This is a genomic window from Actinosynnema sp. NPDC004786 (assembly GCF_053601135.1).
The window spans coordinates 65,427-77,270 of record NZ_JBSGBG010000007.1 but is presented as its reverse complement, the minus strand read 5'-3'; the positions used below and the strand labels follow the sequence as shown (position 1 = coordinate 77,270).

Here is an 11,844-nt window from a genome sequence, read left to right as displayed (position 1 = left end):
ACCCGACCGCCATGAGGATCGTCGTCACCGGCGCGACCGGCAATCTGGGCACCGCGCTGCTGCGTCGGCTCGCCGGCGAACCGGGCACCGCCGTGCGCGGCATCTCCCGCCGACCGCCCGCGGCCGAACCGCCCTACGACATCGAGTGGACGCCGATCGACCTCAGCCGGGACGGCGCGGAGGAGCCGCTGGTCGAGGCGTTCCGCGACGCCGACGCCGTCGTGCACCTGGCGTGGCGCGTCCAGCCGGGCCACGACGAGCGCGTGCTCTACCGGACCAACGTGGCGGGCAGCGACCGGGTGTTCACCGCCGCCCTCAAGGCCGGCGTGCCGCACCTGGTGCACATGTCGTCCGTCGGCGCGTACTCGCCCGCGGCCAAGGACCACACCGTGGACGAGAGCTGGCCGACCGACGGCGTCTCCACGTCTTATTACAGCCGGCACAAGGCGGCCGTGGAGCACCTGCTGGACCAGGTCGAACGCGACCACCCGGGCCTCCGGGTGACCCGCGTGCGCCCCGGCCTGGTGCTGCAACCGGACGCCGCGGCCGAGATCAAGCGCTACTTCCTGGGTCGGCTGGTGCCGCACGCCCTGTTCCGGGCGCGGCTGCCGGTCCTGCCGCTGCCGCGCACGATGGTGCTCCAGTTCGTGCACGCCGACGACGTGGCCGACGCCCTCGGGACGATCCTCGCCACCACCGCCGAGGGCGCGTACAACCTGGTGTCCGACCCGGTCGTCACGCCCCAGCTCCTGGCCGAGGTCATGGGCGCCCGGCACGTGCCGATCCCGGCGACGGCCCTGCGCACGGCCGCCCGGGTGAGCTGGCGCCTGCGGCTCCAACCCACCTCGCACGGCTGGGTCGACCTCGCCCTCACCGCGCCGCTGCTGGACGCGACCAAGGCGTTCACCCGGCTCGGCTGGACGCCGCGCCACAACTCCCGCGACACGCTGCGGCAACTGCTCGACGGCCTGGGCCGCAAGGAGGGGCTGCCGCCGAGCCCGCCGCTGCGCCCCTGACCGCCCCGGCGGCAGGGCGCCAAAACTCGACCGCCCTCGCCGCGAAGGGCCCCGACCGCTCTCGGAGGACCGTGAGCGCCGTGCGAGCGGGCCGCCGTCAGAACAGGTTGGTCCACCCCATCACCTGCGCCACCACGAACGCGAGCGTCAGCAGCGTCACGACGAGCACGGCCACCAACGTGATGATCGGGCCGCGCCGCGACGGCATCGGCTGCGGGTGGGACAGGCCGGAGGTCTGGCCGGAGTCTGGCGGTGTCTCGCCGGGCGCGACCCCGCCACCGGGCTCCAGCCCCGGCGTGCGGGCCGGGTCCGGGTCGGGCGGTGTGGCAGTCATGACAGGGGACTACCCCGTGTGGACGGCGGTACCCGCCCCCGTGTGAACAGTTGCCCGTACGGGTAATCAACTCGCATGAGCGGTGTCCAAGACGAGCTGCTGCGCACGTTGACCAAGGTGGCCAAGGCCCTGCGCGCGCACGACATCCCGTTCGCCCTCGCGGGCGGGTGCGCCGTGTACGCCAGAGGCGGCCCCGCGACCGAACACGACGTCGACATCCTGGTGCGGGAGCAGGACGCCCGTGACGCGGTGAGCGCGCTCGTCGCGGCCGGCATGCGTGCCGCCACCCCGCCCGAGGACTGGCTGCTGAAGGTCTACGACGGCGACTCGCTGGTGGACCTGCTGTTCCGCCCCAACGAAGTCCCGGTGACCGACGAGACGCTGTCGCGCGCCGAGGAGCTGCAGGTCGGCTCCGTGGTGCTGCCGGTGATGCCCGCGACCGAGGTGATGATCGGCAAGCTGCTCGTCCTGGACGGCCACCGCTGCGACTTCAGCGAGCTGCTGCCGTTCGCCCGCGCGCTGCGCGAGCAGATCGACTGGGAGAAGGTCCGCGAGGCCACCAAGCACTCGCCGTACGCCGAGGCGTTCCTGGTGCTGGTCGAACGCCTCGACCTGCTGTCCTCCCCGCTGACGAGGAGCGCCTGATGACCGCAGAGCAATACCTCGCCGCCCGGCTCCGCCAGGCGTTGGCCGAGGACCCGCGCACGACCGAACTCGGCGTGCGGGTCACCGTGCGCGGTGACCACGTGCTGCTGTCCGGCGACGTGGCCAGCCCCGAGCGCCGCGCCGAGCTGGAGGCGGTGATCCACGACGTGGCCCCGGAGCTGACCGTGCTGGACGACGTGAAGGTGGTGCCGTCCGACGCCCCGGTCGGCCGAGAGGAGATCCGATGATCCGCATCGCGGCGGTGGGCGACGTGCACCTGGGCGAGGACGCGCGCGGACGGCTGCGGCCCGCCCTGGAGGAGCTGGGCGACTGCGCCGACGTGCTGCTGCTGGCGGGCGACCTGACCCGGCACGGCACCGTGGCCGAGGCGCGGGTGGTGGCCGACGAGTTCGGCGGGCTGCCCGTGCCCGTGGTGGCGGTGCTCGGCAACCACGACTACCACGACGACAAGCCGGACGAGGTGACCGCCGTGCTGCGCGACGCGGGCCTCACCGTGCTGGAGGGCGGGACCGCCACCATCCCCGTGGACGGCCAGACGCTGGGCGTCGCGGGCGTGAAGGGCTTCGGCGGCGGGTTCGCGGGCAAGTGCGGCAGCGCGTTCGGCGAGCCGGAGATGAAGGCGTTCATCCGGCACACGACCGGCATCGCCGACTCGCTCGCCGCCGCCCTGGCCGACCTCGACACCGACGTGAAGGTGGCGTTGACGCACTACTCGCCGGTGCCGGACACGCTGCGCGGCGAGCCGCCGGAGATCTACCCGTTCCTCGGGTCGTACCTGCTGGGCGAGGCGATCGACGCGAACGGCGCGCAGCTGGCCGTGCACGGGCACGCGCACTTCGGCACCGAGCACGGCATGACGCCCGGCGGCGTGCGGGTCCGCAACGTCGCGCAACCGGTCATCCGATCGGCGTACACGGTCTACTGCGTGGCACCCGAAGTGGTGGAGGTGTAGCCGCATGGAACAGGAACCCAGGACCGCGGGTCCGTCCGTGGTGTGGGCGGGTCCGCCCGACGCCCCGGCCGTGGTCGTGCTCGACCCCGCCGGCGTCGGCAGGCACGGCGAGCTGCCCGGCACGTGGCGCCCGCTGACGGAGCACCTGCAGGTCATGTGGTGCCGCCTGCCCGCGGCGGACGAGCCGTGGGACGAGGTGGACGAGGTGCTGTCCGAGTTCGCCGACCGCGCCGTGCCGGTGCACGTGGTGGCGGGCGCGGCGGCCGGCGCAGCGGTCGGCGACCTGATCCGGCGGCACGAGCACCTGATCAGCTCCGCCCAGACCTTCGCCGCCCCCGTGCCGCTGGGGCACCCCGAGGTGGTGGTGGAGGTGTTGCGCGAGCTGCTGGAGGGGGACGTGGGCGGGGAGCCCGACGGCGAGGCGGGACAGCCGGCCAACGGGAACCGGGCGGCCGGCTCGCTGCTCGGCGACGCCACGTCGGCGCTGCGGCGTTCGGTGCGCGGCCTGTTCGACCGGCTGAAGGACGGCTAGGGGAGCCAGGCTCCGACGAAAGGCCCGCGGACGGAGGCGTCCGCGGGCCTTTCGCGTGTCGGCGGGGCACGCCGGGCAGGTGTCCTGAAGGCTTGGTCGGGTGCCGGGGTGAAGGGGGCACGGGAGAGCGGCGCGCAGGTCGCGCACCGAACGTCGGGCCCGTGAGCCGACGCGCGAAGGCGCGCGAGGGGAGACGTGTGAGGCTCGGACGTCCGACAGCCCTCCGAGCGGGAAGCCCGGGTGCGAAGAGCGGGCAGCCGACGTGCGAAGGCCCCGCGAGCGGGGGGCTCGCGGGGCCTTCACGTGTCAACTGCCGTCGACGGGCGGCCGGGGCCGGGGGATCGGGACCGGTGACCGGCTCCGTCGCCGCGGCTCGGGCACCGCCCTCCGGCTCATCGCAGCGGGTCACCCGGGCGGCCGGCGTCGGGCAGGTCGTGGCGCGTCTCGCCGGCCTGCGGCGGGCGGCTCACGTCGCCGCGCCACGCGCCGGTCTCCATCCCGCGCCCCTCGATGAACTGCTTGAAGCGCTCCAGGTCACCGGACACGCGGTGGCCGACCACGCCGACCGCCGCACCGGCCTTCTCGGTGAGCGTCTGCGGGTCGTACTCCATCTGCACGTGCACGCGGGTCCGCCGGTCGTCGAGCCGGTGGAACGTCACCACACCACCCTGCGGCGGACCGTCGACCGTGTGCCAGGCGACCCGCTCGTCGGGGTGCTGCTCGGTGATCTCGGCGTCGAACTCGCGCGTGACGCCGCCGATCCTGGTGACCCAGTGGGTCCTGGTGGGCGTCACCTGCGTGATGCGCTCGACGCCCTCCATGAACTGCGGGAACGACTCGAACTGCGTCCACTGGTTGTAGGCGGTCGTGACCGGGACCTCGACGTCCACGGACTTCTCGATCGTCGTCACTGCACACAACCCTCTCGTCGGGAATCGAGTTCGACACCTGGTTACCCGTTCACCCGGTTTCCACACATCGACCCTCGGAGTGACGGAGAGTAGCGCTTCTCCGAGAAGTGTTTGCTTCGTTTCGCACCGGCTAACTCTCCTCTGTGGACCAGTACCCCGACGCGGTTCTCTTCGACCGCGACGGCACGCTCATCGAGGACGTGCCCTACAACGGCGATCCGGACAAGGTCCGGCCGATGCCCGGCGCGCGCGAAGTCGTGCGCGTGCTGCGCGCCAACGGCGTGCGCACGGGCGTGGTCAGCAACCAGTCCGGCGTCGGTCGCGGTCTGCTCACCCCGGCCCAGATGGACGCGGTGAACGCCAGGGTCGAAGTCCTGCTCGGCCGGTTCGGCACCTGGCAGGTGTGCCCGCACGCCCCGGAAGACGGCTGCCCGTGCCGCAAACCCGCGCCCACCATGATCCTGCGCGCGTGCGAGGAACTCGGCGCGCGCCCCGAGCGCACCTTCTTCATCGGCGACATCGAAGCGGACGTCCGGGCCGCGCTGGCGGCCGGTGTCACCCCCATCCTCGTGCCCACCCCCGTGACCCTGCCCGAAGAGGTCGACCGCGCACCGCACACCGCGCCCGACCTCGCGTCCGCGTTGGCGATGGTCCTATGAGGACTCTCGTGGCGAGGCTCGACAGCGACGGCGACGTGCTGCTCGCCGGCCCGGCGGTGCGCGCGGCCGCGCACGCGGGCGAGGTGGTGCTGCTGTGCGGGCACTCCGGCGCGCAGGCGGCGGCGCTGCTGCCGGGCGTGCAGCGGATCGTGCGGTGGGACTGCCCGTGGATCGCGAACCCGGCGCCGGAGGTGCGCAATCCGGACATAGAGGGAATTGTCGCGCTGCTCAAGGGGATCCGCGCCGACGTCGCGCTGATCCTCACGTCCTTCCACCAGAGCCCGCTGCCGCTGGCGCTGCTGCTGAAGCTGGCCGGCGTGCCCCGGGTCGTCGCCCGCTCCGTCGACTACCCCGGCTCCCTGCTGGACGTCCGGCTGCGCGACGACCCGGACGTCCCGGAAGCCGAACGCGCGCTGGAAGTCGCGCGGGCCGCCGGGTTCGAGCTGCCGCCGGGCGACGACGGCCGGCTCGCGGTCACGACCCCGCCGGAACCCGCCGTGGCCGAACCGGGGCCGTACGTGGTGGTGCACCCCGGCGCCTCGGCGCCCGCCCGCGCGTGGTCGCCGCACCGCTGCGCCGAGGCCGTCGTCGCGCTCACCGAGGCCGGGCACCGCGTCGTCGTCACCGGCGGGCCGGCCGAGACCGCGCTGACCCGGCACGTGGCGGGCGCGCACGGCGTCGACCTCGGCGGCCGCACGACGTTCGCCGAACTGGCCGGGGTGTTGGCCCGCGCGGACGCGGTGGTGGTCGGCAACACCGGCCCCGCCCACCTGGCCGCCGCGGTCGGCACGCCCGTCGTCTCCTTGTTCTCCCCCGTCGTGCCCGCCGTCCGGTGGGCGCCGTACGGGCCACACGTGGTGTTGGGCGACCAGGACGCGCCGTGCCGCGGCACGCGCGCCCGGGAGTGCCCGGTGCCCGGACACCCGTGCCTCGACCGGGTGACGGCCGACCAGGTCGTCACCGCCGTTGCCGACCTCGTGGGGGTGCGGACGTGAAGATCTTGCTGTGGCACGTGCACGGCTCGTGGACGAACGCGTTCGTCCGCGGTGGCCACGAGTACCTGATCCCCGGTCCTCCCCACGGCATAGGGTTGTCCGGGCGCGACTGGCCCTCGGCGCGCGAGGTGGCGCCGTCCGAAGTGGACGCCGACATCGCCGTGCTGCAACGGCCCGTCGAGGTCGGCCTGGTGCCCTCCGGCATCCCGGTCGTGTACCTGGAGCACAACACGCCGAAGTACCCGAACCAGGCCCACCCGCTCAAGGACTGGCCGGGCACGATCGTCCACGTCACCCACTTCAACGACCTCATGTGGGACTGCGGCGACACGCGCACCGTCGTGATCGAGCACGGTGTGGTCGACCCGGGCCCGCTCTACACCGGCGATCTGGCCCGGGCCGCGGTCGTGGTGAACGACCCGGTGCGCCGGGGCCGGGCGGTGGGCACCGACCTGCTGCCGCGCTTCGCCGAGGCCGCGCCGCTGGACGTCTACGGCATGAAGACCGAGAAGCTGGGCGCGATGGGCCGCGGCGACCACGACCTCGCGTCGCTGCACCGGGAACTCGCCCGGCGCCGGCTCTACCTGCACCCCGTGCGGTGGACGTCGCTCGGCCTGTCCCTGATCGAGGCGATGCACCTGGGCATGCCCGTGGTGGCGCTGGCGTGCACCGAGGTGGTGCGCGCGGTGCCGCCGGAGGCGGGCGTGGTCTCCACCGAGGTGGACGAGTTGGTGCGGGCGGTGGCCGAGCTGGTCGCCGACCCGGCGCTGGCCAGGCAGAAGGGCAAGCAGGCCAGGGAGTTCGCCCTGGCCCGGTACGGCCTCGACGCCTTCCTGCGGGCTTGGGACCGGTTGTTGACAGGAGTGAGCGGATGAGGATCGCGATGGTGTCCGAGCATGCCAGCCCGCTGGCCGCCCTGGGTGGTGTGGACGCGGGCGGACAGAACGTGCACGTCGCCGCCTTGTCGGCAGCACTGTCCGACCGCGGGCACGACGTGGTGGTCCACACCCGCCGCGACGACCCGGACCTGCCCGAGCGGGTGCGCACCGAGCAGGGCTACGAGGTGGTGCACGTGCCCGCCGGCCCGGCCCGCGCGGTGCCCAAGGACGACCTGCTGCCGCACATGGGCGAGTTCGCCCGGTTCCTGGAGCAGGAGTGGGACGGCGAGCCGCCGGACGTCGTGCACGCGCACTTCTGGATGTCCGGCCTCGCGTCGGTGCTCGCGGGGCGCAAGGCGGGCGTGCCCGTCGTGCAGACCTACCACGCCCTCGGCACGGTGAAGCGCCGCCACCAGGGCGCGGACGACACCAGCCCGGCCGAGCGGATCGCGATCGAGCGGATGATCGGCCGCGAGGCCGACCGGATCGCCGCCACCTGCGACGACGAGGTGGTCGAGCTGCTGCGCATGGGCGTGCCGCGGTCGCGGATCTCGGTCGTGCCGTGCGGCGTGGACCCGACGCGGTTCCAGCCCGAGGGCCCGGTGGCGCGCCGCCGCTACCCGCACCGCGTGGTGTCGGTCGGCCGGCTCGTGCCGCGCAAGGGCTTCCAGGACCTGATCACGGCCCTGCGGTCGCTGCCCGCCACCGAGCTGGTCATCGCGGGCGGCCCGGTGGACGTCGGGTCCGACCCGGAGGCGCGCCGGCTCGCCGCGCACGCGGAACGCCTGGGCGTGCGCGACCGGCTGTGCCTGGCCGGGCAGGTGTCGCGGGACGAGATGCCCGCGCTGCTGCGCTCGGCCGACGTGGTGGCCTGCGTGCCCTGGTACGAGCCGTTCGGCATCGTGCCGCTGGAGGCGATGGCCTGCAGCGTGCCCGTGGTGGCCGCCGCCGTGGGCGGCCTGACCGACACCGTGGTGGACGGCGTGACCGGCGTGCTGGTGCCGCCGCGCGAGCCGGTCGCGCTGGCGCGGGCGCTGCACTCGCTGCTGTCCGACCGGGCGCGCCGGGAGGCGTACGGGCTCGCGGGCCTGGACCGGGTGGGCGTGCGCTACACGTGGGACCGGATCGCCGAGGACACCGAACGCGTCTACGAGCGCGTCGCGGCCGCTCCGGCCGTGGCCGTGGGAGGCTCCCGATGACCGTCGAGACCCATTTGAACGGCCTGGCCGAGACGCTGGCCGGGCTGCGCGCCCAGGCGCCGCGGCTGACCCGCTGGGGCGGCGTCCTGGCCCGCCGGCTCGACGCCGGGGGCCGGCTGCTCGCGGCGGGCAACGGCGGGTCAGCCGCCGAGGCGCAGCACCTGACCGCCGAGCTGGTCGGCCGGTTCCGCGACGACCGGCGGCCGTTCTCGGCCATCGCGCTGTGCGCGGAGTCGTCCAGCGTGACCGCGATCGGCAACGACTACGGCTACGACCAGGTGTTCGCCCGCCAGGTCACCGCGCATGCCCGGCCGCGGGACGTCGTGGTGCTGCTGACCACCAGCGGCCGCAGCCCGAACCTCATCGAGGCGGCGAAGGCCGGCCGGGAGGCGGGCGCGCACGTGTGGGCGATGACCGGCCCGGCCCCGAACCCGCTGGCCGACGTGGTGGACGAGGTGCTCGCGCTGCCCGGTGCGCCCGCGAACGTGCAGGAGGCCCAGCTGGTCGCCGTGCACGCGCTGTGCGCGGCCTTCGAAGCGGCGCTGCCCGCCGCGGAACGGAGGGTGTCGTGAAGCTCGTCGTCGTGGGCGACTCGTTGCTCGACGTGGACGTGCTCGGCACGGCCGAGCGGCTGTGCCCGGACGCGCCCGCGCCCGTGCTGGACGTCCGGGAGGAACGCGCCCGACCCGGCGGCGCGGGCCTGGCCGCCGCGCTGGCCGCCGCCGACGGCGTGGACGTGACGCTGGTCAGCGCCGTGGCCGACGACGAGGACGGGCAGCGGCTGCGGGACGAGCTGGCCGCGGTGCCCTCCGTGCTCGGGCCCTCGCCGGTGCCGACCCCGGTCAAGACGCGGTTGCGCTGCGGCGACCAGTCGATCGCCCGGCTCGACCGCGGCGGCGGCCCCGGCGCGCCGCCGCACGCCACGGACGACATGCTCGACGCCGTGCTGGAGGCCGACTGCGTGCTGGTCTCCGACTACGGGCGCGGGCTCCTGCGCGACGAGCGGCTGCGCGGCGTCCTCGCCCGCCGCCCGGTGGTCTGGGACCCCCACCCGCGCGGCCCGGACCCGGTGCCCGGCGCGCGGCTGGTCACGCCGAACGCGTCCGAGGCGAAGCGGTTCAGCGGCCACGACGACCCGATGGACGCGCTGGAAGCGCTGCGCGCCCGGTGGCGGGCGCGGGCCGTGGTGGTGACGCTCGGCGCCGACGGCGCGCTGCTGCACGGCGGCGGCACGCCGGTCGCCGTGCCCGCGCCCAGGGTGCCCGTCGTGGACCCGTGCGGCGCGGGGGACCGGTTCGCGGCGACCGTCGCGGCCCGGCTCATGGCCGGCGCGGCGATGGACGACGCGGTCGCCGACGGCGTCACGTCCGCCGCCGAGTTCCTGCGCCACGGCGGCGCGTCCGGGTTCCGCCCGGTCGACGTGCTGTCCACAGTGGACGCGGTGCGGGCGCGGGGCGGCGTGGTGGTCGCGACCGGCGGCTGCTTCGACCTCCTGCACGCGGGCCACGTCCGCACCCTGCGCGCCGCGCGGGCGCTGGGCGACTGCCTGGTGGTGTGCCTGAACTCCGACGCGTCGGTGCGCCGGCTCAAGGGCCCGGACCGGCCGGTCACCCGGGAGCAGGACCGGGTCGAGGTGCTGCGCGCGCTGGGCTGCGTGGACGACGTGATCGTGTTCGAGGACGACACGCCGGAGCGGGCGCTGGCGGCGCTGCGCCCGGACGTGTGGGTCAAGGGCGGCGACTACACCGTGGAGTCGCTGCCGGAAGCGGACCTGGTCGCGGGCTGGGGTGGGCGCACCGTCGTGGTGCCCTACCACCGGGGCCGGTCGACCACCGAGATGCTGTCGAGGAGGGGCTGATGCTCGGTCAGGTGTTGGTGACGGGAGGCGCGTCCGGTCTGGGCGCGGCCGTGGTGCACGCGGTGCACGAGCTGGGCGGCCGGCCGCTGGTGCTGGACAAGGCCGCGCCGTCGTCGCCGGAGGTGGCCGACTTCGAGTCGGTGGACCTGTCCGACACCAGGGCGGCGGAACGCGCGGTGCGGGCCATCGCCGAGCGCAACGGCGGCCTGCGCGCGGTCGTCACGGCGGCGGGCACGGACGCGTGCGGCCGGCTGGACGAGGTGTCCGGCCCGGACTGGGACCGGGTGGTGATGGTGAACCTGCTCGGCACGGCGGCGGTCGTGCGGGCGGCGCTGCCGCTGCTCGACGGCGGCCGGGTGGTGACCATCGCGTCCACCCTGGGGCTGCGCGCGGTCAGCGACGCCACCGCGTACTGCGCCTCGAAGTTCGGCGTGGTCGGCTTCACCCGGGCGCTGGCGGCCGAGACCGCCGGGCGGGTCGGCGTGACGCTGGTGATCCCCGGCGGCATGCGCACCCACTTCTTCGACGACCGGGCCGAGCAGTACCGGCCGCCGGACGACAGCAAGCTGAACCCGCCGGAGCGGGTCGCCGACGCCATCGTGTTCGCGCTGCGCCAACCCGAGGGGTGCGAGGTGCGCGAGCTCGTCGTCGCCCACGCGGAAGAGGGATCGTGGCCGTAGCATCCCGGCTCGACACCGGTCGGGCGTTCGCCAAGGTGCTGCTGCCGACGCTGGCCAAGGGCGTGATCGTGCGCCGCCCGCCGGCGACGGCCCTGGCCGCCGCGGTCCGGGCGGACGCCGCGGCCGTGGCGACCCTGCGGCGGTTCCGCGCCCGCTACGGGCCGGAACCGCTGCGGCTGCGGGTGACCGGCCGCAGCGTCGCGCTGCTCCTCGACCCGCTGGACGTGTCCCGCCTGCTCGCCGAGTCGCCGACCCCGTTCGCCCTCGCCACCCGGGAGAAGAAGGCCGCGCTGGCGCACTTCCAGCCGCACGGCGTGCTGATCTCGACGGGGGAGCGGCGCGCGCACCGGCGCGCGGTCACCGAGGACGTGCTGCGGCCGGAGAAGATCGACGTGCCGTCGATCGTGGCCGACGAGGCGGACCTCCTGCTGCGGCACGCGCGCAGCGCCGGCGAGCTGACCTGGGACGCGTTCGCGCAGGCGTGGTGGCGGGCGGCGCGGCGGATCGTGCTCGGGTCGGCCGCCCGCGAGGACGGCGAGCTGACCGACGTGCTCAAGACGTTGCGCGGCAACGCGAACTGGGCCTACCTGCACCCGCGCCGGGAGGCGCTGCGCCGCCGGTTCGAGGACCGGCTGCGCGGGCACCTGGAACGGGCCGAGGCGGGCAGCCTGGCGGCCCTCGCGCCGGTCGACGAGCTGCTCGGCCAGGTCCCGCACTGGCTGTTCGCGTTCGACGCGGCGGGCATCGTGACCATGCGGGCGCTGGCGATCGGCGGCGAGGGGCCGGCCGGGATCTGGGAGTCGGCGCGGCTGTGGCCCACCACGCCGGTGATCCTGCGCGAGAGCACCGGTCCGACCCGCTGGCACGGGACGTGGCTGCCGGCGGGCACCACGTTCGTCGTGTTCGCCCCGTACTTCCACCGCGACCCGGACCGGCTGCCGTACGCGGACTCCTACGCGCCGGAGAACTGGCCGACGCCGCCGGACCCGGGGCTGGTGCCGTTCAGCGGCGGGCCCGGCGTCTGCCCCGGCCGCGACCTGGTGCTGGTCGCCGGGAGCACGATGCTGGACGCCCTGCGCGACCACCTGGAGGTGCCCACCCTGCACGCGCCGCTGCCCGCCACCCTCAACCACTTCGGCCTCACGTTCGTCACCCGAAAATAAT

Annotated in this window: 15 protein-coding genes; 13 read left to right on the top strand and 2 right to left on the bottom strand. The window is 74.9% G+C overall.

Annotated features, from left to right (window positions below; genetic code table 11):
- Nucleotides 1–11 precede the first annotated feature (11 nt).
- Nucleotides 12–1,016 carry an NAD-dependent epimerase/dehydratase family protein gene (locus tag ACWEFJ_RS08335; RefSeq protein WP_449713305.1) on the top strand — a complete coding sequence of 335 codons (1,005 nt, stop codon included), beginning with the start codon at nt 12–14 and terminating at the stop codon, nt 1,014–1,016.
- Nucleotides 1,017–1,113: 97 nt separating this feature from the next.
- On the opposite strand, the gene ACWEFJ_RS08330 is transcribed toward ACWEFJ_RS08335, so the two are convergent.
- On the bottom strand, nt 1,114–1,350 hold the full coding sequence (locus tag ACWEFJ_RS08330; protein ID WP_378094098.1) for a DUF6480 family protein: 237 nt from the start codon (nt 1,348–1,350) through the stop codon (nt 1,114–1,116).
- A 75-nt stretch (nt 1,351–1,425) separates the two neighbouring features.
- Between ACWEFJ_RS08330 and ACWEFJ_RS08325 the strand changes: the two genes are divergently transcribed.
- From ACWEFJ_RS08325 to ACWEFJ_RS08310, 4 genes are read left to right on the top strand one after another with little or no spacing between them, the layout of a single operon-like run.
- Nucleotides 1,426–1,995, top strand: coding sequence for a nucleotidyltransferase family protein (locus ACWEFJ_RS08325; protein WP_378094096.1), 570 nt, complete (start codon nt 1,426–1,428; stop codon nt 1,993–1,995).
- Nucleotides 1,995–2,243 (top strand): BON domain-containing protein, encoded by a 249-nt coding sequence (locus tag ACWEFJ_RS08320; RefSeq protein ID WP_053715990.1) that lies wholly within the window; start codon nt 1,995–1,997, stop codon nt 2,241–2,243. Before ACWEFJ_RS08325 ends, ACWEFJ_RS08320 begins: the two co-directional genes overlap by 1 nt.
- Nucleotides 2,240–2,968: a metallophosphoesterase family protein gene (locus ACWEFJ_RS08315; protein ID WP_449713304.1), complete on the top strand. Its 729-nt coding sequence runs from the start codon at nt 2,240–2,242 to the stop codon at nt 2,966–2,968. Before ACWEFJ_RS08320 ends, ACWEFJ_RS08315 begins: the two co-directional genes overlap by 4 nt.
- A gap of 4 nt (nt 2,969–2,972) precedes the next feature.
- The gene (locus ACWEFJ_RS08310; RefSeq protein WP_378094092.1) at nt 2,973–3,500 is read left to right on the top strand and encodes a hypothetical protein; all 528 of its coding nucleotides are present in this window, start codon (nt 2,973–2,975) and stop codon (nt 3,498–3,500) included.
- A gap of 392 nt (nt 3,501–3,892) precedes the next feature.
- Here ACWEFJ_RS08310 and ACWEFJ_RS08305 read toward each other — a convergent pair whose 3' ends face one another.
- Nucleotides 3,893–4,411 carry an SRPBCC family protein gene (locus ACWEFJ_RS08305; RefSeq protein ID WP_378094090.1) on the bottom strand — a complete coding sequence of 173 codons (519 nt, stop codon included), beginning with the start codon at nt 4,409–4,411 and terminating at the stop codon, nt 3,893–3,895.
- A gap of 143 nt (nt 4,412–4,554) precedes the next feature.
- Here ACWEFJ_RS08305 and ACWEFJ_RS08300 point away from each other — a divergent pair, with 143 nt between their 5' ends.
- From ACWEFJ_RS08300 to ACWEFJ_RS08265, 8 genes are read left to right on the top strand one after another with little or no spacing between them, the layout of a single operon-like run.
- On the top strand, nt 4,555–5,070 hold the full coding sequence (locus tag ACWEFJ_RS08300) for a D-glycero-alpha-D-manno-heptose-1,7-bisphosphate 7-phosphatase (RefSeq protein WP_449713303.1): 516 nt from the start codon (nt 4,555–4,557) through the stop codon (nt 5,068–5,070).
- Nucleotides 5,067–6,065 (top strand): glycosyltransferase family 9 protein, encoded by a 999-nt coding sequence (locus tag ACWEFJ_RS08295; RefSeq protein WP_449713302.1) that lies wholly within the window; start codon nt 5,067–5,069, stop codon nt 6,063–6,065. The genes ACWEFJ_RS08300 and ACWEFJ_RS08295 overlap by 4 nt, the downstream gene beginning before the upstream one ends.
- The gene (locus tag ACWEFJ_RS08290; RefSeq protein ID WP_449713301.1) at nt 6,062–6,940 is read left to right on the top strand and encodes a glycosyltransferase; all 879 of its coding nucleotides are present in this window, start codon (nt 6,062–6,064) and stop codon (nt 6,938–6,940) included. Before ACWEFJ_RS08295 ends, ACWEFJ_RS08290 begins: the two co-directional genes overlap by 4 nt.
- Nucleotides 6,937–8,142 carry a glycosyltransferase gene (locus tag ACWEFJ_RS08285; protein WP_449713300.1) on the top strand — a complete coding sequence of 402 codons (1,206 nt, stop codon included), beginning with the start codon at nt 6,937–6,939 and terminating at the stop codon, nt 8,140–8,142. The genes ACWEFJ_RS08290 and ACWEFJ_RS08285 overlap by 4 nt, the downstream gene beginning before the upstream one ends.
- Entirely contained in the window at nt 8,139–8,714 is a 576-nt protein-coding gene (locus ACWEFJ_RS08280) for a D-sedoheptulose-7-phosphate isomerase (RefSeq protein ID WP_449713299.1), read from the top strand. Before ACWEFJ_RS08285 ends, ACWEFJ_RS08280 begins: the two co-directional genes overlap by 4 nt.
- Complete coding sequence (rfaE2, locus tag ACWEFJ_RS08275; RefSeq protein WP_449713298.1) at nt 8,711–10,000, top strand: D-glycero-beta-D-manno-heptose 1-phosphate adenylyltransferase; 1,290 nt, start codon at nt 8,711–8,713, stop codon at nt 9,998–10,000. Before ACWEFJ_RS08280 ends, rfaE2 begins: the two co-directional genes overlap by 4 nt.
- The gene (locus ACWEFJ_RS08270; protein WP_378094076.1) at nt 10,000–10,680 is read left to right on the top strand and encodes an SDR family oxidoreductase; all 681 of its coding nucleotides are present in this window, start codon (nt 10,000–10,002) and stop codon (nt 10,678–10,680) included. The genes rfaE2 and ACWEFJ_RS08270 overlap by 1 nt, the downstream gene beginning before the upstream one ends.
- Nucleotides 10,671–11,843, top strand: coding sequence for a cytochrome P450 (locus ACWEFJ_RS08265; protein WP_449713297.1), 1,173 nt, complete (start codon nt 10,671–10,673; stop codon nt 11,841–11,843). The genes ACWEFJ_RS08270 and ACWEFJ_RS08265 overlap by 10 nt, the downstream gene beginning before the upstream one ends.
- The last annotated feature ends 1 nt before the right edge of the window (nt 11,844 follow it).